28 protein-coding genes, 3 tRNA genes and 1 pseudogene are annotated in these 26,556 nt (G+C 41.7%); 18 read left to right on the top strand and 14 right to left on the bottom strand.

Annotation, left to right across the window (positions count from 1 at the left end; all coding sequences use genetic code 11):
• Nucleotides 1–65 precede the first annotated feature (65 nt).
• The 7 genes from FTT87_RS05585 (at nt 66) to FTT87_RS05615 (ending at nt 3,100) form a co-directional block, all read left to right on the top strand.
• The gene (locus FTT87_RS05585) at nt 66–824 is read left to right on the top strand and encodes a Nif3-like dinuclear metal center hexameric protein (protein WP_180174542.1); all 759 of its coding nucleotides are present in this window, start codon (nt 66–68) and stop codon (nt 822–824) included.
• Nucleotides 825–974: 150 nt separating this feature from the next.
• Nucleotides 975–1,601, top strand: coding sequence for a superoxide dismutase (locus FTT87_RS05590; RefSeq protein WP_086195136.1), 627 nt, complete (start codon nt 975–977; stop codon nt 1,599–1,601).
• 158 nt (nt 1,602–1,759) lie between these two features.
• Nucleotides 1,760–1,835 (top strand) — tRNA-Asn (locus tag FTT87_RS05595).
• Between the two features lie 5 nt (nt 1,836–1,840).
• A tRNA-Asn gene (locus FTT87_RS05600) sits at nt 1,841–1,916 on the top strand.
• A gap of 198 nt (nt 1,917–2,114) precedes the next feature.
• Nucleotides 2,115–2,420, top strand: coding sequence for a hypothetical protein (locus FTT87_RS05605; protein WP_180042699.1), 306 nt, complete (start codon nt 2,115–2,117; stop codon nt 2,418–2,420).
• Between the two features lie 103 nt (nt 2,421–2,523).
• Nucleotides 2,524–2,599 (top strand) — tRNA-Asn (locus FTT87_RS05610).
• 54 nt (nt 2,600–2,653) lie between these two features.
• On the top strand, nt 2,654–3,100 hold the full coding sequence (locus FTT87_RS05615; RefSeq protein ID WP_086195135.1) for a DUF2726 domain-containing protein: 447 nt from the start codon (nt 2,654–2,656) through the stop codon (nt 3,098–3,100).
• A gap of 58 nt (nt 3,101–3,158) precedes the next feature.
• On the opposite strand, the gene FTT87_RS05620 is transcribed toward FTT87_RS05615, so the two are convergent.
• Complete coding sequence (locus FTT87_RS05620) at nt 3,159–3,404, bottom strand: hypothetical protein (RefSeq protein ID WP_086194990.1); 246 nt, start codon at nt 3,402–3,404, stop codon at nt 3,159–3,161.
• Between the two features lie 141 nt (nt 3,405–3,545).
• The gene (locus tag FTT87_RS05625) at nt 3,546–5,288 is read right to left on the bottom strand and encodes an FAD-dependent monooxygenase (protein ID WP_180174543.1); all 1,743 of its coding nucleotides are present in this window, start codon (nt 5,286–5,288) and stop codon (nt 3,546–3,548) included.
• A gap of 188 nt (nt 5,289–5,476) precedes the next feature.
• Here FTT87_RS05625 and FTT87_RS05630 point away from each other — a divergent pair, with 188 nt between their 5' ends.
• Nucleotides 5,477–6,361, top strand: a complete 885-nt coding sequence (locus tag FTT87_RS05630; protein WP_180042701.1) for a LysR family transcriptional regulator — start codon at nt 5,477–5,479, stop codon at nt 6,359–6,361.
• Nucleotides 6,362–6,441: 80 nt separating this feature from the next.
• On the opposite strand, the gene ubiA is transcribed toward FTT87_RS05630, so the two are convergent.
• From ubiA to glnA, 4 genes are all read right to left on the bottom strand, one after another.
• Nucleotides 6,442–7,320, bottom strand: coding sequence for a 4-hydroxybenzoate octaprenyltransferase (gene ubiA / locus FTT87_RS05635; protein ID WP_180174544.1), 879 nt, complete (start codon nt 7,318–7,320; stop codon nt 6,442–6,444).
• Between the two features lie 17 nt (nt 7,321–7,337).
• A complete protein-coding gene (locus FTT87_RS05640) occupies nt 7,338–7,838 on the bottom strand; it encodes a chorismate lyase (RefSeq protein ID WP_086194986.1) in 501 nt (166 codons plus the stop codon).
• Nucleotides 7,839–7,941: 103 nt separating this feature from the next.
• Entirely contained in the window at nt 7,942–8,217 is a 276-nt protein-coding gene (locus tag FTT87_RS05645; protein ID WP_180042703.1) for a hypothetical protein, read from the bottom strand.
• 92 nt (nt 8,218–8,309) lie between these two features.
• Nucleotides 8,310–9,725: a type I glutamate--ammonia ligase gene (gene glnA, locus FTT87_RS05650; RefSeq protein WP_171263131.1), complete on the bottom strand. Its 1,416-nt coding sequence runs from the start codon at nt 9,723–9,725 to the stop codon at nt 8,310–8,312.
• A gap of 965 nt (nt 9,726–10,690) precedes the next feature.
• On the opposite strand from glnA, the gene FTT87_RS05655 reads away from it, so the two are divergent.
• The 6 genes from FTT87_RS05655 to FTT87_RS05680 all read left to right on the top strand — a co-directional run bounded on the left by FTT87_RS05655 (nt 10,691) and on the right by FTT87_RS05680 (nt 14,986).
• Complete coding sequence (locus FTT87_RS05655) at nt 10,691–11,275, top strand: aminodeoxychorismate/anthranilate synthase component II (RefSeq protein ID WP_218944725.1); 585 nt, start codon at nt 10,691–10,693, stop codon at nt 11,273–11,275.
• 17 nt (nt 11,276–11,292) lie between these two features.
• Entirely contained in the window at nt 11,293–12,339 is a 1,047-nt protein-coding gene (trpD, locus tag FTT87_RS05660; protein ID WP_180174557.1) for an anthranilate phosphoribosyltransferase, read from the top strand.
• Between the two features lie 18 nt (nt 12,340–12,357).
• Nucleotides 12,358–13,164, top strand: a complete 807-nt coding sequence (trpC, locus tag FTT87_RS05665) for an indole-3-glycerol phosphate synthase TrpC (RefSeq protein ID WP_180174545.1) — start codon at nt 12,358–12,360, stop codon at nt 13,162–13,164.
• Between the two features lie 15 nt (nt 13,165–13,179).
• Nucleotides 13,180–13,869, top strand: coding sequence for a Smr/MutS family protein (locus FTT87_RS05670; RefSeq protein ID WP_166170114.1), 690 nt, complete (start codon nt 13,180–13,182; stop codon nt 13,867–13,869).
• A 94-nt stretch (nt 13,870–13,963) separates the two neighbouring features.
• Nucleotides 13,964–14,512, top strand: a complete 549-nt coding sequence (gene folE / locus FTT87_RS05675; RefSeq protein WP_171522021.1) for a GTP cyclohydrolase I FolE — start codon at nt 13,964–13,966, stop codon at nt 14,510–14,512.
• Between the two features lie 114 nt (nt 14,513–14,626).
• On the top strand, nt 14,627–14,986 hold the full coding sequence (locus FTT87_RS05680; RefSeq protein WP_180174546.1) for a cupin domain-containing protein: 360 nt from the start codon (nt 14,627–14,629) through the stop codon (nt 14,984–14,986).
• Nucleotides 14,987–15,075: 89 nt separating this feature from the next.
• On the opposite strand, the gene FTT87_RS05685 is transcribed toward FTT87_RS05680, so the two are convergent.
• From FTT87_RS05685 to hemE, 5 genes are all read right to left on the bottom strand, one after another.
• Nucleotides 15,076–16,452, bottom strand: coding sequence for a diguanylate cyclase (locus FTT87_RS05685; RefSeq protein ID WP_180174547.1), 1,377 nt, complete (start codon nt 16,450–16,452; stop codon nt 15,076–15,078).
• 140 nt (nt 16,453–16,592) lie between these two features.
• A complete protein-coding gene (locus tag FTT87_RS05690; protein WP_180174548.1) occupies nt 16,593–18,494 on the bottom strand; it encodes a DUF4105 domain-containing protein in 1,902 nt (633 codons plus the stop codon).
• Between the two features lie 86 nt (nt 18,495–18,580).
• Nucleotides 18,581–19,051, bottom strand: coding sequence for a DUF3015 family protein (locus FTT87_RS05695; RefSeq protein ID WP_086194975.1), 471 nt, complete (start codon nt 19,049–19,051; stop codon nt 18,581–18,583).
• A 146-nt stretch (nt 19,052–19,197) separates the two neighbouring features.
• Nucleotides 19,198–19,998, bottom strand: a complete 801-nt coding sequence (locus FTT87_RS05700) for a DUF817 family protein (RefSeq protein ID WP_373423500.1) — start codon at nt 19,996–19,998, stop codon at nt 19,198–19,200.
• 38 nt (nt 19,999–20,036) lie between these two features.
• The gene (hemE, locus tag FTT87_RS05705; protein ID WP_086194973.1) at nt 20,037–21,107 is read right to left on the bottom strand and encodes a uroporphyrinogen decarboxylase; all 1,071 of its coding nucleotides are present in this window, start codon (nt 21,105–21,107) and stop codon (nt 20,037–20,039) included.
• Nucleotides 21,108–21,310: 203 nt separating this feature from the next.
• Between hemE and FTT87_RS05710 the strand changes: the two genes are divergently transcribed.
• From FTT87_RS05710 to FTT87_RS05720, 3 genes are all read left to right on the top strand, one after another.
• Entirely contained in the window at nt 21,311–22,546 is a 1,236-nt protein-coding gene (locus tag FTT87_RS05710) for a L,D-transpeptidase (RefSeq protein WP_086194972.1), read from the top strand.
• 182 nt (nt 22,547–22,728) lie between these two features.
• Nucleotides 22,729–23,427, top strand: a complete 699-nt coding sequence (locus FTT87_RS05715; protein ID WP_180081130.1) for a pirin-like bicupin family protein — start codon at nt 22,729–22,731, stop codon at nt 23,425–23,427.
• A 339-nt stretch (nt 23,428–23,766) separates the two neighbouring features.
• On the top strand, nt 23,767–24,738 hold the full coding sequence (locus FTT87_RS05720) for a methyltransferase (protein ID WP_180174550.1): 972 nt from the start codon (nt 23,767–23,769) through the stop codon (nt 24,736–24,738).
• Nucleotides 24,739–24,989: 251 nt separating this feature from the next.
• Here the strand turns inward: FTT87_RS05720 and FTT87_RS15975 are convergent, their stop codons facing one another.
• Nucleotides 24,990–25,241: a LysR substrate-binding domain-containing protein gene (locus FTT87_RS15975; RefSeq protein ID WP_251992194.1), complete on the bottom strand. Its 252-nt coding sequence runs from the start codon at nt 25,239–25,241 to the stop codon at nt 24,990–24,992.
• A 212-nt stretch (nt 25,242–25,453) separates the two neighbouring features.
• Between FTT87_RS15975 and FTT87_RS15980 the strand changes: the two are divergent.
• Nucleotides 25,454–25,601: pseudogene (locus FTT87_RS15980) on the top strand (MFS transporter); the annotation flags it as partial.
• Between the two features lie 394 nt (nt 25,602–25,995).
• Here the strand turns inward: FTT87_RS15980 and FTT87_RS05730 are convergent.
• Entirely contained in the window at nt 25,996–26,313 is a 318-nt protein-coding gene (locus FTT87_RS05730; RefSeq protein WP_086194969.1) for a hypothetical protein, read from the bottom strand.
• 127 nt (nt 26,314–26,440) lie between these two features.
• Nucleotides 26,441–26,548 carry a DUF2474 family protein gene (locus FTT87_RS05735; RefSeq protein ID WP_004973777.1) on the bottom strand — a complete coding sequence of 36 codons (108 nt, stop codon included), beginning with the start codon at nt 26,546–26,548 and terminating at the stop codon, nt 26,441–26,443.
• Nucleotides 26,549–26,556 lie beyond the last annotated feature (8 nt).

The following is a 26,556-nucleotide window of genomic DNA, read 5'->3' on the forward strand; positions in this document are numbered from 1 at the left end:
GCTGCTTTAGTTACAATTCAAAATATGTTTTGATGATATTCAATATTAAGGCTTTTGAGAAATTTATGGCAAAGCTCAGCGAGATTATTCAGTGGTGTGATCAAACCCTGAAATCACACGAATTTAAAGACTATGCACCAAATGGCTTGCAAATAGAAGGCAAACCGGAGATTAGCAGAATTTTGTGTGCTGTTACGGCATCTCAGGATGCGATTGAAGCTGCAATTGAACAAGGTGCCGACTTACTGCTGGTGCATCATGGTTATTTCTGGAAAGGTGAACCCTACCCGATTACAGGTATGCGCGGTAAACGTATTAAAAGCCTGATTCAGCATGATATCTCACTGGTCGGCTATCACTTACCTTTAGATAGTCACCCTACTTTAGGTAATAATGCCGCGATTACCGAGATGTTAGCATTAGAAAATATTGAAGCTTTAGATCCAGCTGAACGCAACCCGATTGGCAATATTGGTTATTTAAAAAACGCCATGTCTGCTGAAGACTTTAAACAGTATGTGTCTGAACGTTTAAATTTTAACGCCATCCATCTTCCCGCGGAAAAAACCAGCATTCAGAAAGTGGCTTATTGTACTGGTGGCGCGCAAGATTTTATTGGCAAAGCTGCGGAGCAAAACTGTGATGCCTACATTTCCGGCGAGGTCAGTGAACGGACTTTTTACGAAGCCAAAGAACTGAATGTGCACTACTATGCCTGCGGGCATCATGCCACCGAACGTTATGGAGTACAACGTCTGGCAAAAGCTATTTCAGAACAGTTCGATATTGAGTATAGTTACTTTGAATTAAACAATCTGATTTAATTTAATGACGGTTTAACATTTTCTTTATACGTATAAATTGAGGCTTTATTCTGTATTGTTATTTATAAGCAATGCGCAATTTTCCTCAAGAATCTATTACAATAAAGCGACTTAATGTTAAAACCCAGCAAAATGCAAGGAATTGAAGACATGACAACGATTACTTTACCGGCACTTCCATACGGTTATGAAGATCTTGCTCCGCACATCAGCAAAGAAACTTTAGAATACCATCACGACAAACACCACAACACTTACGTTGTAAACTTGAATAACCTGATCAAAGGCACAGACCTTGAAGGTAAAACTTTAGAAGAAATCATTAAAGCATCTGCTGGTGATGCTGCTAAAGTTGGCGTGTTCAACAACGCGGCTCAAGTTTGGAACCATACATTCTACTGGAACTGTATGGCTAAAAATGGTGGTGGTAAAGCGACTGGTGCTTTAGCGGCTAAAATTGATGAAGCTTTCGGTTCTTATGAAAAATTTGCTGAAGAATTCGCTGCTGCTGCAACCACTCAATTCGGTTCAGGCTGGGCTTGGTTGGTTGCGGATGAAGTAAATGGCAACCTTTCTATCCTTAAAACTTCAAATGCCGACACTCCACTTGCTCATGGTAAAGTTGCTGTGTTGACTATTGACGTTTGGGAACACGCTTACTACATCGACTTCCGCAATGCACGTCCTGCTTATATCAAAACTTTCCTGGAAAGCTTGGTAAACTGGGATTACGCAAATGCTAAATATGCTGGTCAAGCTGCTGGCGTTGAAAAATAAGAAATAAAATATTTTTTATTTTTTGCTTAAAAAATCACCCTTTATGGGTGATTTTTTTATTTTCAGAACCCAAACGCATATTAATAAAGCAAATAATTCATTTCTTTACATTATCTTGTTGACGACTTTAGTTTTCATCCCTAAAATGCGCATCAGATTCTCCAATAGCTCAGTCGGTAGAGCGACGGACTGTTAATCCGCAGGTCCCTGGTTCGAGCCCAGGTTGGAGAGCCATCTATTCTTCCATAGCTCAGTCGGTAGAGCGACGGACTGTTAATCCGCAGGTCCCTGGTTCGAGCCCAGGTGGAAGAGCCAAAATTCTAAAAAGCCCACTCATTGCGAAGTGGGCTTTTTTTTATTCAGCAGATTTACATTTCCTGCAATCTGCACTTTTACGATCTCTACTTTTGAGTCATCACTTTTTATTAAAATTGTAGATCATTCTCCTATCTCTTGTTCGCTGATTAAAATTTGGTTATTTTCATTCTAATAACAATATTCTAATAAACTGCTATGAATGCCACCTGGTTAAAATCTCTCATTTTCTGGATTATTTTGATTGTTGTGATGTTCGCCGTGTTTCAATGTAGTCAAAATTCTGAAAATAAAAAGCAGGCTTCCGCGCTCATGTATGAACGCCTGTTTCATTGCACCCGTAATTTAGTCAAAAAGAACCCGGAGGTTTTAAAACACATTCAGCAGCAACTCAAACCTGAGCTTACCCAAGCTGAAGTGATGAAATTGCTGGACGAATGCCGTCAAGCCCACCCATTACAAAGCAAAGAAAACTATATAGACCTAATAAAATCACTTAAATAACCAGCAATAAGTTTATTTTTAAAACATTCAATTCATTTTCATGGCTTTTTTAACACTAAACTCTTGACCCTGTAAGCCGAGATACATAGAATGCGTACCAGATTCTCCAATAGCTCAGTCGGTAGAGCGACGGACTGTTAATCCGCAGGTCCCTGGTTCGAGCCCAGGTTGGAGAGCCAAATTCTAAAAACCCACTCAACAGAGTGGGTTTTTTCTTATATCAAGATTTTATTGTGTTCGACTCAAGCCAAGCCACTTTTTTTATTATTGGTTGCATTGCCACTCTTGCCTTGCTGACCCTTGTTTTTCAGCAACTGTTCAAACCACAGCAGAAATTTTTCCCTAAACGTGTGATCACGCCTTTTGAAAGTAAAATGTTTATCCGGCTGAAAGAAGCCTTTCCACAACATCATATTTTGGCTCAAGTTGCTTTTAGCGCATTAATCACCAATGACAACTTTAAGATCCGTAACAAGTTTAACCGTAAAGTCACCGACTTCGTTTTACTGAATCAAAAGCTCGAAGTGGTCGCGATTATTGAACTGGATGATCCCAGCCATATAGGTAAGGAACAGGAAGATGCCGAGCGTGATGCCATGCTGAACGAAGCAGGCTATCAGGTCTATCGCTATACCGATATTCCAAGTACCCACAACTTAAAAAAAGACATTTTAAATTAACTCCATTTCGACATAAAAAAGCCACCGTATGATGCGGTGGCTGAATTCAGTATCGATCTCAATTATTTCTGGCTTGCTGTTCAGATAGCTCTACAGTGGGCTTAGAAGCAGCCTGTTCAGCTGCTTCACGGGCTTTGATCCGTTCCAGCATTTCAGCCTGCTGCTGTTGATATTTTTGCTGGTTTTTCTCGTCGCTACTGACTGCCAGATAGGCCATAGAGACCAGAAAAATCGGGATAAGTAAACCAAGACTCATCAGAATAATCATCTTCTTGGGATTGGGCTTCGCGCCTGACTGCGACATAATCAATACCTGTCAATCTATATACACACTAAATTTGCCTGTCCAATATAACAAAACCCTGTGCTGTCTCAACAGATCATTCACCTGCTTTGTAAACTCGCATCAAAAAAGCCGGTCGAAACCGGCTTTTTATCTCTACAGTCAGACAGCAAGCTGAATTTGCTGCAATACCTCTTGCAAGGTTTTAAGATAATCAAAGTCTGCTTCAGGCTTGTCTTGCATTCGCCAAGCCACATAACCATCCGGACGTACCAGTACCGCACCCGCTTCATGGATTTCAGATTTCTGGTTCCAGGTTCCGTAAACATCGCGGTATTCGCGGGAACCAATCTGAATCACATCCAGATAAGGTAAATTCATAGCATGCACCGCATTTTTCCAGCCTGTACCAGACAGCCCGGTCAACAAGGTAAAGCGGCCCTGTCCTACGATATCTAAGGTCGATTGCTTCTGTCCTTTGGCATTAATCAGCCAGGTATGCGGCACTTTTACCCCCGGGCGTGTCGTTGCCTGCAAGTAAAGCTGCGAATCTTGCATAAAGGTTTCCGCTGTCGCCTCGGCAATCACAGCATTTGAATCATAACGCTGATTCAGCTCTACCCCTTGGGCATTAAATTCGAAATGCTTAATCTCGAGCGCCTGGAATAATTTTTGACGAATCTCGGCACCCGCGTCATCTTCAGCGAAAATTCGCTGCAACATTTCTACCTGTGTTGTTACACCATGATCAAAACCAAAGACTTCTTTGAGATGCTTATAATCGAAGCGGGATTGATTAGCACGGGCGACTATCTGCTTGCCTACAGGTGCACGCTCACGAGTATAAGAATCCAACAAGCTTTCTTTGGCCCAGCCTTTCACCGCATAGGCCAGTTTCCAGCCGAGGTTAAAGGCATCCTGCATGCAGGTATTCGAGCCTAAACCACTGGATGGTGGATGACGGTGTACTGCATCACCACCACAGAACACACGACCTTTGGAATACTCTGTCACCCAAGTCTGATTTACATACCAATACGACAGTTTTTGAATTTCTACTTCTTCAACTTCAGTCCCAACAAAGGCATTCAGGCGAGCACGAACCTGCTCCTCAGTCACCTGCGGCTCACCTTTGGAAATATCAAAGCCCCAACCCATAATCCACTCATTCCATGGGGTAATAGCGCGCAGTAGCCCCATACCCAAATCACCAAAACTGGCTTCGGGGTTAACAATCCATTGCAGGATTGCTGGACGATGCTGCACATATTGGCTTAAATCCGCCTTAAATGTCACATACACAGTACCGGCACGCGCCATGACGCCTTCAAGCGGCAGATTTAACTGCTCGACAATTTTAGAGCGTGCACCATCCATACCCACCAGATATTTGGCACGTAAGCTAAACTCGGTATTGGTAATCCGGTTTAGAAAGGTTGCCGTCACACCGTGTTCATCCTGAGTATGAGACAGATATTCTGTATTAAAGTTATAAATCGCACCACGTTCGGCGGCATTCTTTGCTAACAATGCTTCCATTTTCGGCTGGATCAGATCCACCAATGGACAGGGACTGCCCTTGACATAATCACCATGTCGTTCATCACCAGTACCCCAGGCACTTAAACGGGCAATTTCTTCCCCGACCAGACTGGTGGTAATCAGGCTTTCCCCCATCTGTTCCCAGGGCGTGGCAATCTGCTTGACCTGTTCTTCTACGCCGAGATCACGCAACACTTCCATGGCCCGCTGATTGGTAATATGTGCACGTGGACTGTTGGCTAGCCAGCTAAACTGGGTAAAAAGCTGGACTTTAATACCATAATTGGCCAGTGCCAGTCCCAAGGTTGATCCCGCAGGACCTGTTCCCACCACCAGCACATCCGTATCAAATTGCTCAGACATCAGCTACTCCTTTTCAATGTCACCCTTCAGCTGTCTGATCTCAGTGTATGCAACCACGTTATTTTGCAGAACACCCATAGACTTAAACTATGGTTGCATAGTTTTTAGGTCTGCCACATTTCATAATCTGATTTGCGGCATCAGCTCAGAAAGAGACTGTGCAATCGGGTTTATAGGTGTGGTGAATTATGGAATTACGTCATTTAAGATATTTTGTCAGCGTGGTTCAGCAAGGCAGTTTTACCAAGGCTGCTGAAAAAATGTTTACTGCACAACCTTCATTAAGCCAGCAGATTAAAGACCTGGAAGAAGAAATCGGCGTGTTACTGTTTGACCGCTCTGCTAAAAAAATCCGTCTGACCGATGAAGGTGAAGCCTTTTTACCTTATGCACAGAATGCGCTGGAAAATGCCCAGCTGGCCATATCCGCTGCACGACAGGTGGCTTATAACAAAAACAACCAGATTTATATCGGCTTTTTAAATGTGGCAGAACTGAAGGTCATGCCCTTAATTCTGGATAAACTCAAACAGCAAATTCCGGATCTACAGATCCATGTGCAAAGTCTGACCTGCCTTGAACAAATTCAGCGCCTCAAGAATGCTGAACTCGACCTGACCTTTACCCGTTATGCTGTGCAGCATGATGATTATGAGAACCTGTGCTTGCTGACTGAAAAAATCTATGTCGTGGCAGCAAAGAAACTTCATCCTTCTAAACATCAGATTAACCGTGAATACTTGAGCAAACAGAACATCATCATGTGTGAACAAAGCGCCTCACCGGTTTTCTATGAAAAGATCAATAAACAATTACAGCTCAAACATCTACCACATCATCAGATGCACTGGGTGACCAATGTTCTGCAACATATCAACATGATCAATATGGGCTTGGGCTTTAGTTTCGTTCCGGAATACCTGCTAAAATTTCTCGGCGATCATGTGCAAGTGATTGCGACCGATTTTGAACTTCCAACCTTGCAGCTGTATGCCAGTTTTAGAAAAAATTCAAAAAATGCCGCATTACAGTTCATTACTCAGGAACTAAAGATACAAAGTCAGTTGAACTGATGTCGCAGCCTACATTTAACCCATAATAAAAAGTATCCATACGGATAATTTTTTATGACGATTTTTACTTCAAATAATCATTAAAACAAAGCGAGAAAAATTCCGGCAAAAATCATAACACCTACCCAGCGATTATGACGGAATGCCCAAAAACAGCGCTGCGGATCACGGTCATGGGTTTTGCTCCATTGGTAGATAAAATCTGCAGCAACGCATAGCAATGCGATTAAACCAAATGGCATCAACAGACTTTCCAAATACAGAGCACTGCCAATCAATACAAGGCTAATAACTTGCAATAAAGAAATAATTTCAATGTCATATTTGCCAAATAAAATCGCTGTGGATTTTACCCCGATCTTCAAATCATATTCACGGTCGGTAATGGCATATTGAGTATCATAAGCCACTGTCCAGGCCAGATTACCAAAGTACAGAAGCCAGCAGGTTAAATCCGGTATCTGTCCAACTGCGGTATAGGCCATTGGAATGGACCATGAAAATGCCGCGCCAAGAAAGACTTGTGGCAAGTGGGTATAGCGTTTCATAAACGGATAGATAAATGCCAGAAACAACGCCCCAAATGACCAGTAAAAGGTTTCAATCGGCAAAAAGAACAACATACAGGCACTAGCAGCAACCAGAGCTAAAAATACATATATTGCTTCTTGAGCACTGATAATTCCGGTCGCCAGTGGACGGGTTTTAGTCCGTTCCACATATGCATCTACTTTCCGGTCAGCAAAATCATTAATGGCACAGCCTGCCGCACGCATAAAAATCGTGCCCAAAATCATGGGAATCAAAATGCTGATGGATGGCATACCCTGATTGGCAATCCATAACGCCCACATGGTTGGCCAAAACACCAGTTCCGTACCAATCGGCTTATCAAAACGACAGAGATAATAATAAGCTTCCAGGCGTTCACGCCAGGTAATTTGATGCGCAGTTGCCATGACCATCCTTAACCAGATTACTGTTTAATTTTTTGTTGAATAAATTGCTCAAATGCAGGTAAAAAAGTTTCCTGCACAATAAATTTACAACCATGCCAAGTATAGCAACTTTGCCGTGTCCAGCCATCTTCCAGCAGAATGACACGACGCTGACATATAGGGTTTGTGCGTTGAAATAAAAACCATCCTATAGGTTTTTTACCAATATGCTTAAAAAGGCGTGCCCGACGCTGCAAGCTTAGGATTGGAAAAATGCTTTTCGCTTTGACCCACGGCTCTGCATCACAACCATATAAATAGCTTTCACGTACCCAAGATGTATGCTGATGCGGCATATTCATCCATTGTGCATCGGCACGTAGAAGCCGCTGATAGTGCTCTTCAATAGGCTGGACCTTGAATACCCCACCCGCAAAATCGGTTAATTGTTGTGTCAGTGAACCTGAAGCATATAACCACGATTTTAATGCAGGTAAAATAGTTGAATTTTGATTTGCGTATGCAAGCGGTTCACGCATAACCATAAAGCTCTTAAAAATATGAAAATTTATACATAGTTTAAATGATATTCAGAAGACTGGAGCTTACTTGTTATCATTTAATTTAAAATGAAATTTTGGTTTAACTGTTGTCTGTTTTGGCGATGACTTCAAATTTTCCCTGCGGAGTTTTAATTAAAATCATGCCTTCGGCAGTTAAATAAAAACTTTTAGGATAAGCATAATCCAGAGCCAGTTCAGGATTTTTCAGAGCAACGAACTCAGCTTGCTTATAGCCTTCCACTGTTCGCCCAACCTCAATATAAGTCACTTCTGAAAAGTTCAGTTTAAATCCTTTTTCATGATCCTTTGGATCAATCCAAGGAAAGAAACCGATGTGCTTTTTACGCTGCGCCATAGTCGTGTACATACTTCAAGTAATTGAATAGATCATACAAAAAAAACCCGCGACAAGCGCGGGTTTTTCTTGAACCTAAATTCGAATATGAATTACAGGCTGTAATACATATCAAATTCAACTGGGTGAGTAGTCGTGTTCAGACGACGTACTTCTTCAGTTTTAAGTTCGATATAGGCTTCAAGCATTTCTTTAGTGAACACGCCACCTTTAAGCAGGTAATCATGATCCGCTGCAAGAGCTTCAAGCGCCATATCCAGGCTGTGAGCCACTGTAGGGATTTTAGCTTCTTCTTCAGGAGGAAGATCATACAAGTTCTTGTCAGCAGCTTCACCTGGGTGAATCTTGTTTTGAATACCGTCAAGACCAGCCATCAACAATGCAGCGAAACCTAAGTACGGGTTCATCATTGGATCTGGGAAACGTGCTTCAATACGCTTGCCTTTAGGGCTAGAAACGTAAGGAATACGGATAGAAGCAGAACGGTTACGTGCTGAGTAAGCAAGCATGATCGGCGCTTCGAAATGCGGAACTAAACGTTTGTACGAGTTAGTAGATGGGTTAGTGATCGCATTCAATGAACGAGCATGTTTGATCACACCACCGATGAAGTACAATGCCATTTCAGAAAGGCCTGCATATTCATCACCAGCAAACAGGTTCTTGCCATCTTTAGAGATTGACATATGCACGTGCATACCAGAACCGTTGTCACCTACCATTGGTTTAGGCATGAAAGTCGCAGTTTTAGCATATTGGTGTGCAACGTTCCAAACTGCATATTTAAACTGTTGAACTTCGTCAGCTTTACGCACCATAGTATTGAAGCTCACACCAATTTCTAACTGGCAAGACGCAACTTCATGGTGATGTACTTCTACACGACCTGGACCCATGATGTCTTCAATACGGGCACACATATCAGCACGCATATCTTGTGAAGAATCTACAGGAGGAACCGGGAAGTAACCGCCTTTAACACGTGGACGGTGACCAGAGTTACCAGCTTCGTAATCTTTACCAGTAGACCAAGCAGCTTCTTCAGCGATCAATGTGTGGCGCGCGCCAGACATGTCGATGTCCCATTTTACTTCGTCAAAAACGAAGAATTCTGGTTCTGGACCGAAGAATGCAGTATCACCGATACCTGTTGATTTTAAGTATTCTTCTGCACGGCGAGCGATAGAGCGTGGGTCACGTTCATAACCTTGACCAGTAGATGGCTCGATTACGTCACAAGTTACCACAACTGTAGCTTCAGCGAAGAACGGGTCAAGGAAACATGTTTCAGCGTCTGGACGCAAGATCATGTCAGATGCTTCAATGCCTTTCCAACCAGCAATTGAAGAACCGTCAAACATTTTACCGTCTTCAAAAGTATCTTCGTCGATTGTATCTGCAGGGTAAGTTACGTGCTGCTCTTTACCCTTAGTATCAGTAAAGCGAAAATCGACCCATTTTGCGCCACTTTCTTGGATGAGTTGAAGGACCTTGTTCGCCATGCTCATTTTGCTCCGATGATTTTTTGTTGCACCTGCTAAGTGCGTGTTAGTAGTTGGTGTCTATAAAGCAATTCTCGTACCAACTTTTAAAAAGCAAAGCTAAAATATTGAATTCTTTATCAGAATAGAAGATTTGAGCCTTTTGCTTTGTTGCTATTATACTGTGTGTAAATCTAAATGCACCATATTCAAACACTCATAATCACATTTACTTGAAAAGTAGCTTTTAGTGTATCAAATTGGTGCATATTTATTTTTCCCTTTTATAAGAGTCCTATTTTTCTTGCGATTTGCCTGAATATCCATCAGTTCAGCTTAAAATAAATTCTTAATAATTTATTTTCTGTCATGTTAATGATTTCATTATTGAATATTTTCAGCATTTTCTATTTCAAACTAAAACTCACCTAAAGCATAAATACAAGCTATCTTATTATTATAGATATGTTTTTTATTTTTGGCCCTTAAATTGCAGATATTTCAAACAGTCGAAAGCGTGAAATACTCTGCGCCATTTTGGTGACAAGCTGCCAATCTGATTGCAACAGTTTTATGAACCTTTATGAAGCCAAACTTCAATCACATTAATTTAACTAGCGCAATACTTACTTAAAAATAGTTTATTACTAATACAAACTAAGTATCTTATATTAAGCTTTTAAATGGAGGTGGTACTTGTAGCATATTTTCAAAATAACATAAGATGATTAACCTCATCTTCGATGAATTTTCTTCCACATAAAATGCAAATAAATCAGCTTATTCTCATGTAGTGATTTCTATAAAATCATTATCATGGAAATAGTTCAGCCGAAAATGTTTATTTTTTGCTATGATGATTCGCACTCCATTTTTTTAGCCGTTTTACTGCCTTTAGTTTCAGTTGGACCAGGCAGTGAAAATCTGAATCATGCGAGTATTCTTGGACTATTCGAGCACATATATGTGCGCAAATTTCAATAGGTTAGCTCATGCTTTTAATGATCGACAACTATGACTCTTTTACCTACAACATCGTGCAGTATTTTGGCGAGTTAAATCAGGAAGTAAAAGTAGTCCGTAATGATGCCGTGACATTGGAAGATATCGAGCGATGGCAACCGAAGTATATCGTCATTGGTCCTGGCCCTTGTTCTCCTTCCGAAGCTGGTATTTCCATTCCAGCAATCCAGCACTTTGCCGGTAAAATCCCCCTATTGGGCGTATGCCTGGGACATCAAAGTATTGGACAAGCTTTTGGTGGAAATGTGATTCGGGCTAAAAAAGTCATGCATGGCCGTTTATCGGACATGTATCACAGCAATAAAGGGATTTTCAGTAATCTCCCTTCCCCATTTTCTGCAACGCGCTATCACTCACTGGTGATTGATCAGGCGACATTGCCAGAATGCCTGGAAGTGACCTGCTGGACCAATGAAGAAGATGGCTCTATGGAAGAGATCATGGGTGTGAAACATAAGACATTGCCGGTCGAAGGCGTGCAGTTCCATCCTGAATCCATTCTGAGTGAGCACGGTCATCAGATCTTTAAAAACTTTTTAGAAATTTACGCATAATGAGCGCTACAAAGATTATGAATATTCAACAAGCTTTAAATAACATCACTAAAAATATCGAACTCACTCAACCGCAAATGGAAGACGTGATGCGTACCATCATGAATGGTCAGGCCACTGATGCCCAGATTGGTGCCTTGATGATGGGACTGCGCTTAAAAGGCGAAAGTATTGATGAAATTACTGCCGCTGCACGTGTCATGCGTGAATTTGCAATTAAAATTGATGTCAGCGATCTTCCACATTTAGTTGATATTGTGGGTACAGGGGGTGACGGCCAAAACCTGTTTAACGTATCGACTGCATCAAGCTTTGTCATTGCAGCTGCTGGTGCCACCATTGCCAAACATGGTGGCCGTGGTGTGTCATCCAAATCAGGTTCTTCTGATTTGCTTGAACAGGCAGGAATTAATCTTGACCTGAACATGCAACAAACTGAACGCTGCATCCGTGAAATGGGGGTTGGCTTCCTGTTTGCACCGAATCACCATAAAGCGATGAAATATGCTGCTGGTCCGCGTAAAGAACTCGGCTTTCGCAGTATTTTCAACCTGCTTGGCCCGCTCACCAATCCGGCCGGTGTGAAACGCTTTGTGATTGGCGTATTTTCCACTGAACTTTGTCTCCCAATGGCTGAAGTATTGAAACAGCTGGGCGCAGAACATGCCATGGTAGTGCATTCCAAAGATGGCTTAGATGAAATCAGTCTTGCCTCTTCAACTTATGTGGCTGAACTGAAAGATAGTGAAATCACGGAATGGGAAATTCAGCCTGAAGCAGTCGACATTGAATCGCAAACTTTAACCGGCCTTTCTGTAGATAGTGCAGCTGAAAGCCTGGCTTTAATTAAAGATGCTTTAGGCAAGAAAAAATCTGCAATCGGTGAAAAAGCGGCAAATATGATTGCACTCAATGCCGGTGCAGGTATCTACGTTTCAGGCTTGACCCATAGCTATAAGCAAGGTGTTGCTTTGGCACATGACATTATCTATGGCGGTCAAGCTTTAGAAAAAATGGGCATTTTGTCTGAATTCACCAAAACTTTAAAAGAATACGAAGCTTAAGACGGTAGGACAAAGATCATGGTAGATATCGCAAATACAATTTTAGGCAAAATTGTCGACCGTAAGCAGGAAGAATTTGCTGCCCGCCTTAAGCAACACAGCTATAAAGATGTAGAAGAACTGGCACAAGCAGCAACACCTGTACGTGGTTTTGCGCAGTCTTTACAACACAAGCGTCCAGGTGTGATTGCAGAAATCAAAAAAGCCTCTCCTTCTAAAGGCGTGATTCGTGAGAATTTTAATCCTGCTGAAATTGCCCAGCAGTATGAGCAAGCTGGCGCAGCCTGCCTGTCTGTACTGACAGATGTGGACTTTTTCCAGGGTGCAGACGAAAATATCCAGATTGCCCGTTCGCACTGTGCCCTGCCGGCATTACGCAAGGATTTCCTGATTGACCCTTATGGCGTGATTGAAGCCCGTGCCCTGCATGCAGACTGTATTCTTTTAATTGTGGCATGTCTGTCTGACCAGCAACTGGAAGAAATGTCTAAAACCGCATTCGAACATAATCTGGATGTACTGGTTGAAGTACATGATGAAGATGAGCTGGAACGTGCACTGAAACTTTCAGAACGTTGCTTGCTGGGTGTAAACAACCGCAATTTAAAAACCTTTGATGTCGATTTAAATACATCGCTGCGTTTGAAAAAATTGCTCGAACCCTCACGTTTATTGGTGACTGAAAGCGGCATTGCCACACCAGATGATGTCCACATGATGCAAGAACATGATATTCATGCCTTCCTTGTGGGTGAAAGTTTTATGAAACAGCCTCGTCCAGATCATGCCTTTACGGCATTATTTGGTCAGCCTGAAACTGTTTGATGAATAATTAAGATTATGAGTAAACATGATTCTTCGCTTTCGAAAGATCAGTACAATTTACTGAAATCTTTTAAAAAGCAAATCACTAATCCGCATTCCTCGAAGATTACGAAGCAGCCTGAGCCTGTGCAAAAGACTGCTGAACAAGAGCAGGAAGATGACTTCGCACTTTTTCAAAAGCAAATGCAAGGTGTCAAAAAGATGGACACCAGCAACATTGCAAAACTTGAAAGAGCGTCAAAGAAAAAACCGGATGCACAAACTTTAGCGAAACGAGCAGCTGCGACCGGCCCTATGCAAACCGATCAGGCAGAGTTGTCTGATACACAGGCCATGCTCAATCCGGTAGCCAGTCAGGCGACTTTAAGCTATCGGATTGCAACTTTGCAGCATAAAGTATTTGAAGATTTAAAAGCAGGTAACCTGCGCTGGTTTGAAGCGGTTGATTTGCATGGCTGTACGGTGGAAGAAGCCCGTGTTGCGGTGCTCCAGATTATTCAAATGGCCAAAGACGAAAATCAGAATGTCATTAAAATTGTGCACGGCAAAGGTCCTGAAGCCATTTTAAAGACCTATGTCAATGGCTGGCTGCGTCAGCACCGTGATGTTTTAGCCTTTGTCAGTGCACCTGAAAAGCAAGGTGGCACCGGTGCTGTTCTGGTTCTGCTAAAACGTGCAGAAAAGAACCCAAAATTCAAACAGTAATCGGAATTTTTCTCTAAAACAGGGCATTGTAGCGGTTTTCTGCTACAATGCCGTCCTTGTTCAATATCAGTGTAAGTGAACACGTCTTATGTCTATGCAGCAATCCTACGCCAACATTTTAACTGCCGTTGGTGAAGATCTTAATCGTCCTGGTCTTAAAGATACGCCAATGCGTGCTGCTAAAGCTTTTTCGTATTTAACGTCTGGATATAGCAAAACTTTAGAAGAAGTGACCAATAATGCGGTCTTCCCTTCTGACAACCGTGAAATGGTCCTGGTCAAAAATATTGAATTCTATTCACTTTGCGAACATCATTTATTGCCGTTCTATGGCCGTGTGCATATTGCCTATTTACCTGAAGGCCAGGTTTTAGGTTTATCCAAATTTGCCCGTATTACTGAAATGTTTGCGCGCCGTCTGCAAATTCAGGAAAACCTGACCCAGCAAATTGCTGAAGCTGTGGCTGAAGTGACTCAAGCACGTGGTGTTGCGGTAATGATTGATTCTGCGCATATGTGCATGATGATGCGCGGTGTAGGCAAACAGGAATCGACTACCCGTACTGTCTCTTTTGTGGGTGATTTTAAAACCAATAAAGATGAACGTCGTGAATTTTTGGCTGCCTTGCCTGAAAGCTATTAATTTAATTCTAAAAAAAAGCCTCAATAGCGATTGAGGCTTTTTTTGTGTGTGGTTAAATAACACCGTACAAAAATTGATATCTCCTGATTGAAGCACACATATTAAGGACCTCTCATGTCGCAAATTCTGTTAGCAGGACAAGGCTTAACGCACGCTGAAAAATCAATTGATTACCCCCGCCCTGACCGTTTGGTTCAAGGCAATCCTCAACGTGAAACGTATAGCCTGTATGAACATCCCAATATGGGCTGTGGCATCTGGCATTGTGAAGTCGGTTGCTGGAATATTCAGTTTGCCGACAACAAACAGGAGTTCTTTCAGGTGATTGAAGGTATCGTTCGCATCCACGACCAAGCGACCGGAACTTATATTGAAGTGACTGCTGGAAATGCTGGGATTATTCCGCCCAGCTTTAAGGGAAGCTTTGAAGTGCTTGAAGCTGTGAAAAAATACTACGTGATTGTCGAAGCCTGACTTTAAAAAATATAACTCACCATAAATTTTCAAATAAAAAACTCCCTGAATATGAGGAGTTTTTTATTCATCGATTTGATTTTTCCAGATTAAGAACTCGCAACCTGCTTGGTGACTTGAATACAGTTTCGGCCATTATTTTTTGCTGCATAGAGTGCTGCATCTGCTGCATCCAGAAAACGCTGATAGTCTGGATGACCATCATATAATGCACAGCCGATACTGACTGTAAAATTAAAACTGATGCCCATGCTGGTACGAATGGTAGTTTCCTGAATCCGGCTACGGACCTGTTCTGCAATCTCTTGTGCCCGAACCAAATCGCTATCTACCAGCAACAATAAAAACTCTTCCCCACCTGCACGGAATGCATAATCACTGCCCTTAATGGAAGTGAGCAGGACTTCACCAATAAACTTTAAAGCTGAATCACCCGCTGCATGGCCGAATTTGTCATTAATCCGTTTAAAGTAATCGGCATCTATGGCCAGCAAAGACAAGGGGGCATTATGTTTACGGGAAAAATTAATTTCACGCGAAACAATGGTATGTAAATAGCGTCGATTGAGCAGTTGAGTGAGGGAATCACTGCCCGAGTCGATATAGTCAGCCACCTGAAACAGCTGATCGACCAGATGCTGAATCTCCCTGTTATTTTCACGAATATGCTGGATCAGCTGAATGGCCTGCTCTCTTTCAGTGGCATTTAAAACTTGCTGGCTCAGCAGATCAATCTGGTGAATACGGTCAATAATGGTCGAGACCTGCTCGGTCCCGGTAAATGCATAAGCAGCTTTATGGATAAACCATAAGCCAAATTCAGATTTTGACAGCAAGGGATGTGTAAATTTCGGCTCATCCGAAAATACCTTAAACATCAGTTCATTTTCCCAGTCTAATAATGAGCTGCGTTGCTTGTCCTTTTGCGCCGACACATCCTGCATGGCAGAAAATAAACGATAGGTATGTTTTGTGTCATTATTTTTTTCCAGATTGACTTCATAGGAGCGACACATAATTTCCGAAGCAAAACCCAGTATCTGCACAATATACGCTGCAATGGTCAGACGGTTTTCTTGCGTCTGCTCGGTCTGAAGCAAAAAGACTTTCTTTTCAATTTCACCGATACCCCGCATAATCAGCCAGGATGGAATGCCGATACGCGCATGGACTTTACCCACCATCAGCTGCTTTTCGACAATCTCGATAAAGTTCTGCTGCAAGGGTACATTAAAGCAATCGATTAACCATTGATTCAGCGTGGTTTTTAAGCGGTTCTGGACCATATCATCAGATAAGAAATAGGATGCTTCCTTTTCCTGCATGATATCTTTATAAAACTCATCGACTAGGGTCTGGGAATGTGCTTGAATAAATTGAAAAGTATCGTTTAAATCAGTTGTTGAAAAGTCCTGGCAAACCGACTTCCATTGTGCGGCAAGCACAGCAATACTTTCAGTATTCATACAATTGATTCCAACAGCTTTTGAATATGAGGGAGATGTTTAGATGACTAATATAACAAATTTTAATAAAAATAACTTTGTGAACTATTCGATGTTTTTTCATAAGTAATGAGAAAAAATAAATTTATTTTTATAAAGTATTAAAAAAAACGTACATAGCCCAGACTGGTTTTCATCCAGTCCTTATGATCTTGTTGCTGATATTGCCAATTAAAACGAATGACATTTTGCGGATTCAGGACATATTGCCACTGGGTGTTCAGTTTAAGTTGCCATTGCTTGGAATCTTCCCAATACGGTAATTCCAGCTGTAGCAGACTATTGATGTGATCTGACCAGATATTTTGACAACCTATAGTCGGTCCCATCCCGACACGCCAGCCCTGATCTAAAGCCTTGCCGGTCTGTATATGGTTTTGCAGTTGCATATAGCACAAATGTTCACGTGCCGGGTTTGCATAGCTATAGCCCATCTGAACCTGTAAATTGGCAATCCCGTGCTGTTCCTGCTCACTGAACTGACCATTTTGTTCCAAAGCTTCCTGCTTCCAGCCAAAGTTAAAACCCCAGCTCAGTGGCATTTTAAATGGAGTTATAGGGTTATAAGAATTCACGCTCAGAACATCAAAATGCTCCAGTTTCAACTCATCATCACGATACTGAATTGAACCATCCCAAAATAGCAACTGCGTACCCGTCCTGAAGCCCCCTTGCGGATCAATCAGGTCATGATAAGCCTGACGATGTCCCAACTCGACGAACTTCTCACCCTGTAACTCCCCCATATTGACCAAAAAATGACGGGCATCATGTGCTTGAGTAGGGTCTACTTTAGGGCGTTGTGGTTGTTGGCGTTGTTTTTCCAGATCTATTTCACTGCGCATACTCAATAGCTGGCGCAAGCGTGGCTGGGCAAAAACCGGCTCAACTTTACGCCCGATAAATTGCAGGTATAAATCATCATAGGCCATTTCTAAAATCTTGGCTTTATCCAAGTCCTGATACGCCTCCATTTGCCTAGACATTTCTATAGGTTCGGCAAAAGCGACTTGATGCGCCACTTTAGCCAGACTTTTGCCATGCTGTCTGGCTTGCGATAACAGCTGGGTTTCTAAAGCCGGTCTATAGATCGTTTCCTTGACCAAACCCTGCCGCTCAATGGCTTTTATGGTTTCAACAGGAATGGCTGCGACTTTAAACTGTTGTTTTAAATTCAGCGCTGGACGAACCAGATCAAGGAGCCCCAATAAACTATAGGCACAGTTATCACTGACAAAATAATAAGGAAAACTCACATGTTTCATTTCCCAAATGTGCTGCACTAAAAATCGGGTTTCGTCAGGAGTTAAGCTAAGTTCATATTCCCACAAATCCCGACTTTCCAGATCCCCATATTCCTTGACCTTACGGTAATAAGGCATTAAGGAATATTCCCCCGGATACTGTCCGGTTAGGCCATTCCAGGCAAAAGACCAGCCTTCGCCCTCGGTGACTGTGGCTGCATAATTCACGGCGTAGGATACCAAATTCAGCTGTTTCTGATCTTGGGGATCCAGGCGCAGTAAGGTATGCCCAAACATCGAACTGGGATTACCCATAAAGTCGGTGGCATAGATTAGTGTGGCTTTATAAGGCTTGATTTGACCAATCCAGTCGTCTAGTTCCGGACAAGTGACCACTGGTAATTGCTGTTCAGAAATATGCAGTTGCTGCATTAACCACTGGCTACGTGCAGGAAAACGGCAACGCAGCGACTGATTCGGCGCTGCGGGTTGAAATAAGGCCTGAATATTGGCCTGCAATTCCTGTTTTAAATCAACTTGACCATTTGGCGATAAGAAATAACCTGCATAGCTGACTTCACTTTGCCCTTGTTTATCAGCATACATGAGTCTGAGCCAGGTGATGTCTTGGTCTAGTTTTTGTTGTGCTGCACGTTCCATGTAGGGCTGAGCGATATGAGCTTCAACGCTTTCAACAGCTGTTGCCGAGTAGGTCATTGTGGAAAAGGTTAAAGCAAAAACGAACGCAAGTGATTTCATGCAAATTGGGTATTTATCTTTTATTCAAGAAGAAATGTAAAATAAGAAAAAACCCCGTCAGAATGACAGGGTTTTGTGTTTATCTATTATACGTAGGCTTTCAACACTTCATCTTTAGCCATCACCGCTTGCAAAGAAGCAAGTACCTGAAGTGAATCGTGATTTTCTGCAGCATAAATTTTAGTGAAGTTTTGTTTAGAAACCGCAAAAAAACGGGCTTTGTCTTGTGCTTTGATATTTAAAAGCTCAGCCAGTACATTCAGGCTTTCCCCTTCTCCAACGGCCATATCACGTGCCAAAGATTCAGCATTTTCATTGGTGAAAGTCACCGCTTGAGCAGTTACCGTACCTGTACCGCTACAACCTAGCGTACCAAAGGTAATACCGAATAACTGGTTGGCAAAAAGTCCATTGGTTGTTGCGGCAAGAATTTTAGGCACCTTACCCGATTGACCTGCCCAGACTTGAGAACCGATACCACAACCTGCATCTCGATCTGCAAATGCTGCTGTAGAACCGAGGGCTACAACTGCAGCTAAAGCTAATTTTTTCAACATGGTTATTCTCCAAAATTTATTATTCAAGCGTTCTAATTCTTCACCATTGTGTAAATTTTATTACACCTCTGTAAGATAGCGGCAACTTTCTTATAACGCAAAGCAATTTATCCTAAAGTTATTTTCTACTATATAAACCATCGAATTTATTTATTTTTTAAAGTCCAAACCCCATCTTTACTGCGATTACCCAGTATTTTTAGCACCAGAACCAGGCTCAAGAGCAGCAGTAAATACCAGGAACCCATCTTGCCCCAGCCGACCATATGCCAGGCATCGACCTGACTGGGGTACAGCCAGATTCTGTAAAAAGTACTGATATTTTCTGCAATCCAGATTATAAACGCTAAAACAATCAGTACGGGCAACATCGGGAGTTGTAGCTGATGCTGTTGCAACTGGAAGCGAATTCTGGTTTTGCAGAAAATGATCACGCTCCAGGCGAAGAGAAACAGGCGGATATCGGGAACAAAAAATTTACTCATGAAGTTGATATAGGAAAAAACCGCCAGAACCAGCATGTTCGGAAAGCTTGGCAGTTTCTCAAAGGACACCTGAAACAGTCTGAGTGAGCGTGCAAAAAAACTGCCCACTGCCGAATACATAAATCCGGCAAATAAGGGTACGGTCAGTATTTTAAACACCGCCGGCTGTGGATATTGCCAGGATGCTATCTGCGGATGGGTCAGAAAAATTTCCATGCCCATGGCCATGATATGGAACAAGGCAATAACTTTGGCTTCGGCCCACGATTCCAGTTTTAAATACAGCAAACAGACCTGAATGATCAAGGCATAGAACAATAAATAATCATATCTGAAGAAGCCGTAAAACTCCTGATTGCCCATAGAGGCGCTAAGTGCAAAAGCAATCAGCAGCAATATCCCAAATAAGGCAGCCGAAGCTGCCTTATTTGAGAACTCAAAACATGATTTAAAAAAACTGATCAAGGTTGAATCCTAATAATGAATTAACTCATACAGATTTAAAGATATTTAGCGCTGTATTCATGCACCGTATCAATAAACACTTTAGGATTAGCAGGATCAACCCACTGGGTAATACCATGGCCCAAATTAGCCACATAACCTGTTTTTTCACCACCCGCATAAGCATCATCCAGCATGGCTTTGGTGGCTTTTTCAATCGATGCAGCGTTACCATATAAAGTGGCCGGATCGAGATTGCCCTGTAATGCAGCACGGCCATTCACGGTTTGACGTGCCACGTTCAAAGATGTAGTCCAGTCCAAACCAAAGGCATCAGCACCAGTTGCCACCATAGGTTCAAGCCACTGTCCACCACCTTTGGTGAATAAAATCACCGGAACTTTACGTCCGTCTTTTTCACGTTTTAAACCAGCAACAATTTTTTGCATGTAATTCAGTGAAAATTCGATATATTCACGATGTGCCAGCGCACCACCCCAGCTGTCAAAAATCTGTATCGCTTGCGCTCCAGCATCAATTTGCGCATTTAAATAATCAATCACAGCAATCGCCAAGCGGTCCAGCAAAGCATGTAACACTTCAGGCTGTGCATACATCATCTGTTTGGTATAGCGAAATTCCTTGCTGGAACCGCCTTCCACCATATAAGTGGCCAATGTCCACGGGCTACCCGAGAAACCGATTAACGGCACTTGACCACCCAAGGCTGAACGGATGGTGCTGACTGCATTCATCACATAATCAAGATCGGATTTGGCATTAAAATTGGGTAAATTCGCCACATCTTGCTCGGTACGGATAGTCTTATGGAATTTTGGACCTTCTCCCGCTTCAAAATACAAGCCCAACCCTAAAGCATCCGGCACGGTTAAAATATCTGAAAATAGAATGGCCGCGTCCAGGTCATAACGACGCAAAGGCTGTAAGGTCACTTCACAGGCAAAATCATTATTTTTGCACAGGGAAAGGAAATCACCTGCTTTGGCACGTGTTTCACGATATTCAGGCAAATAACGTCCTGCTTGACGCATCATCCAAACTGGTGTGGTATCTACCGGCTCACGCAATAAGGCCCGCAGAAAACGATCGTTTTTTAGCGTCGTCATTTACTTTCCCATCTCATTTTTAATCTTCGAACCATCATAACAAAAAGGTCGAAAATTTAGTAACTTCTCTTGCAGCTAAAAATCGATCACGTTAAATGTAAAATTTTTTTTACACAAAACAAATACTGCATCTCCTCATTTTTTCTGCAATACTTGCCTAGTTTTGTCACATAGTTAATGAATAATTCTTAAGGTTGAATTACATGTACGTTCGCACATTACTCGCCATGAGTTTAAGTTGCATTTTTGCGGGTACAGCGTTTGCCGCATCTACTGCTGAACAACCATTAAATCCTCAAAAGATTGCGAATACGGCGGTTCAAGATCCGATTGATCCACTGGCAACCGATGCCGCATCTGGTGCTGCAAGCACTGCGAATGCACAGATTACCCCACAAGAACAAAATGACCTGAACAAGGCCTCGCAAACCCTGCAAGATCTTCAAAATACTGAAGATAATAATGCTGCGATTGGTGCTGCACCGACTACAAAAACACTGAGCACGCCAACTACTACTCCTGCTTCTGCGAAAGCCTCTTGGACCTTAGAAGGTTTAAATAACGCTACATGGTATGACAATATTGGTAAAGGCCAATTCCCTGTTTATGCACGCGCTCATGTGATGCTCAACAATGCCCATGCTTCTCCGGGTGCAATTGATGGTGCAAGTGGTAAAAATACCCTGAAAGCCATTGCATCCTTCCAGCAAATCAACGGCATTAAACCGACAGGTATTTTAACTCAGGAAACTTGGGATGCTTTGATTGCTCGCCAAGGTGCTAAGCCTGCATTTATTGAATATACGATTACCGATGCAGACCTGAAAGGTCCTTATGCACAAACCATTCCGCACGATTATGCCCTGCAAGCCAAAATGAAAGGCTTGTATTACACACGCGTAACGGAAATGCTGGGTGAAAAATTCCATATGGATGAAGACTTTTTGAAAAAGTTAAATCCTAAGGCAACCTTCAAAAAAGCCGGTGAAAAAATTATCGTTGCTAATATCCGCAATGAAGTTCCAGAAGATATTCATCTGATCGTTGCACATAAAGGTGCGAAACAACTGTACTTATTTAATAGTCGTAACCAGATGATTGGCTCATTCCCTGCCACAATTGGTAGCTCAGATACTCCATCCCCTACAGGCACCTATAAAATTACCGGTGTAGCGCAAAACCCATGGTACAGCTATTCACCAAGTAACTTTATTCAAGGCAATAATACAAAACCGCTTTCTTTACCACCAGGTCCAAATGCTCCTGTCGGAAACATTTGGATCGGTTTAAGTAAAAAATCATTTGGTATCCACGGTACACCAAATCCATCTGCAATTTCTAAAACTGCATCGCATGGCTGTATCCGTTTAACCAACTGGGATGCTAATGATTTGGGTAAAAAAGTCAAATCGGGTGTCACAGTTAAATTCCTGGAATAATCCCTGCACCCTGTATGAAGAAAAGCCTGCATCTGTTGCAGGCTTTTTTATAAACTGCTGCCTCAACAATATAAACATCATCGTTTCAAAAACAGGATGACTTGTTGCCGTTTTATGATTTCTATGTCATTTTCAAACCATTAAAATAAGTTCATGTTTAAAATAATGATAGGAGCATCAATATGAATGCTTTTTTACACCCCAGTGACAACCGCGGTCATGTAAAAATGGGCTGGCTTGAGTCTAAACACAGCTTCTCATTTGGTAGCTGGTATAATCCCAAACTCATGGGTATCAGCGCCTTGCGTGTAATTAATGATGACTTGATCGCAGCGCATAATGGTTTTGGCACCCATCCACATGACAATATGGAAATCTTGACCTGTGTGCTTAAGGGAACGATTTCTCATAAAGACAGCATGGGTAATGAAGGTGGAATTTCTGCCGGTGAATGGCAGCTGATGAGTGCCGGCACAGGTGTTCAGCACAGTGAAATTAACCAGGGTGATGAGCTGGTTCATTTATTGCAGATCTGGATTATTCCAAATGAACGTAATGCAGAACCAAACTATCAACAAATCAAATGTGACCCACATGAACAGCCGAATCAATGGCATTTGATTGTTGGCCCTAACGAAAATGCACCGATGCATATTCGTCAGCAAGCCGAAGTTAAAACTGCAGTGATTAACCAGGGTCAAAGCCTAAACATCGAAGCGACCCAATATATTAATTATGTGCATGTTATTTCGGGTTCAATCAAGATTGCAGAGCATACGGTAGAAGCTGGCGGCGCCATTGCCTTTTTAGAGGCAAGTCAGATTGAAGCTTTGCAAGATGCTCAAGTCATCTGGTTTGATTTGCCTGAACTGCAAGATTAAAGTCATTTTATACCTCCAATTTCGAGATGATTACTGTCAGGTAGTCATCTCGATATATTTAAATAAAATAATAAAATTAATGATTTACTCAAATTTAATTGTTGTTTATAGCCTGTCTTATCGATCTATACAAAAATATAAATCTAACCAATCAGCAGCACTTTTTTACCCAAATCAACTGCTTTTTAGGCGAAAATCAAGCTTGTCGTTTGTATGCAATTACACGATAAAAAGCCCTTTAATCAGTCAGGACTCGTCTGGCCACACCATTTCAAAAACTTAAATAAGGTCCAAAATCTTTGGAATTGGTTTTTAATAATCCTATTAGAGAACATCCATATGAACCAAATTTTGAATGTCGATACCGCTCAACAACAGGCTTTGCTTTTTTTATTAGATTTCTTAAAACAACGACACTATCAGTTTACCGCCATTACCCCACTTTCCCATCAACGTATTCTGAGCCGAAAAAGACAAGAAAAGAACACCCTAATTACGCTTCGAGATATATTTGGCTGGAATTTGGCATTTGCCGAAACCGATCTTGATCCAGCACTTTTTGAAATTCTAAAAGAAAATCGGCTCATCCATTTTCAGGATCATCAATGGCTGAGTGATATACGTGTCGCTTCGCTTGATCGTGAATTATTTATTCATTCAAGTTTCCCAACCCTTCAACACGATTCGGTATTTTTTGGTCCCGATACTTACCGCTTTGCATACCATCTTAAACAATATTTAGCAGCTCGGCCCCATTCACTTAAACGTGCTGTGGAAATGTGCTGTGGCAGTTCGGCTGCTGCTATTAGTATGACTAAACATTATCCCGACTTTAGTGAAATAACCGTGTCGGATCTTAATCCGAAAGCATTATTGTATAGTCAAATCAATGCCAGCTTTGCAGGTTTAAATAATATCACTCCGGTTTACAGCAATTTATTTACTCATCTTGCAGGACAGTTCGATCTTATTTTGGCCAATCCACCTTATTTAATGGATGCAGATCAGCGTCAATATCGTCATGGTGGAAATCAACTCGATGGTAGTGAACTCGCCTTCAATATTGTAAAAGAAGGCATTCAGCGGCTTAATCCTCAAGGATGTTTATTTTTATATACGGGTGTAGCTATTCGTCCAGACGGTAACCCTTTTTTACAACAGCTTGAAAAATTAATACTGTCTCAACCGAATATCCGCTGGTGTTATGAAGAAATTGATCCTGATGTTTTTGGTGAAGAACTGGATCAGCCTGCTTATCAGCAGATTGAAAGGATTGCTTTGGTTTTGGTGAAGGCGGAATTGATGGATTAAAAGCGGCTGCAATATTGAAAAACTTTAAAAGGCGTTTAGCTAAAATCGAAACTATTAAAAAATAAAGCGACTACAGTTAAATCAGTCGCCGCTTTTCCACCTATTCTGTTTTAGGATAAATTAGGAAGCTATAGCTGAACTGTATCAATGACAGTCGGCTCTGCAATATCATCGACACGTTTTTTTAAATTGGGACCCGGCGGGACTTATTCATCAGCGCATCGTCAAATTAACTCCAAAATATCAGCCTGTTAAGCCTGCTGTATCAGCCAGTCTTTAAATGCACTCAGCTTGGGTAAAGTCCGACATTCTTCTCTGTAAACAACATAATAGGCCAAGGTGCAAGGACATTTTATTTCTGGATACAGGCGGACCAGACGCCCTGCTCTTAAATCATCATAGACCATGACACTTCTCGCGAGTGCTACTCCTTGACCATTAATTGCAGCCTGTAATACCGTAGCTGAATTATTGACTTTGAGGCCCCGTGGATTATCACTCATTAATGATCTGATGAAAATGCAGCCATGTATCCCAAGTCGTAAAACCAGAGTGATGATCCATTGAAAGATCATGAATTAAAGGTAAATTTAACAATCCTTCAGGAGACTTTAATTGCTCTAAATGTGCCTGATAAAAGCTGGGTGAACAGACGGGGAAACGTTTCTTCTCCCATTAATTTTTCAGCGACAAGTCCAGACCAGCTTCCACTCCCATTGTCGGGTTAGCCTGTTCTTTCAGTGCTGGAGCTTTATTGGATATTTGGGGGATGGCAAATCATGAATATTGCTCTCCTGCCTTGGATTATTCTCTCGGCCTTATCTCTGTTATGGCTGCATAAAAAAGATGCAAAAGCAATTTAACTACTGGAAGGAAAAAATATACCCCTTCATATTTTATGAGGTCTGTGAATATAGAAACTTCTACATGACAAAAACAGTTTGAAATTTACATCTCAACTGCAATTTACGATTTTCAGCGTAATTCCGATAAGATTGGAATAGCTTTTATGTTAAGACTCTGATGAGTTCTAGCGAACAAGGATTGCTTTTCTTGTTATTCTTTTTAGTATTCTTCAAACTCTTTGTAAATGCTTTTCACTACTAGGATGTAATCAGCATTATCCACAGCTATTTGAATCAGATGATGTTCTGTCTGTTACCGAGTATAGTTCTTGTTCATCACTGACCATACATGGACTTGGATAAAGCACGATACATCAGAAAGAAAAAACCAACTGATGCATCGCTCACGAAATTAGTATTCGTAGTTATTATCGATAGACCATTCCTGTAACTTTCCAAACAAGATCTGGTCATTAAAGAGCAAGTCATTTTTTGCAAGTACTTTACTCTCATCTGTTGGACAGAAACCATCATCACAGTCTGAATCGACGACCCAACAACCACGGACAAACAGGATTTCATTTCCTTCTTGCTCCAGCTGTTTTTTCACCCGTTGAATTGCTTCATCGATGTTTTTTGCGCCTAAATAAGCTGTCACATACGCATAAGATTCCGATGGATCAGATGCCTTTTTAAATTCAATGCCTACACAAAAAAGATATTTTTTCATTATCGACTCCTGATTGATATGAATTGTCTGATTCAATTGGTTCAATTCCATGAACAGCTTCATGATTAACATACCGTATCTTTATTCAGCAGACCAGTAAGAACTCCCACTGATCTGTGTTTAAAACTTAATACGCCAATTTCAACAGCAGTCTAAATAGCCCTGCAACCAAGGCCAAGCTTAAAAAACCAGCCAGCCATAAGCCAATAAACCATTTCAATTCAGAAATTTTCATTCAGCCTC

Origin of the sequence: Acinetobacter sp. YH01022 (assembly GCF_013420235.1) — a bacterium.
In the GTDB taxonomy this organism is placed as follows: Bacteria; Pseudomonadota; Gammaproteobacteria; order Pseudomonadales; family Moraxellaceae; genus Acinetobacter.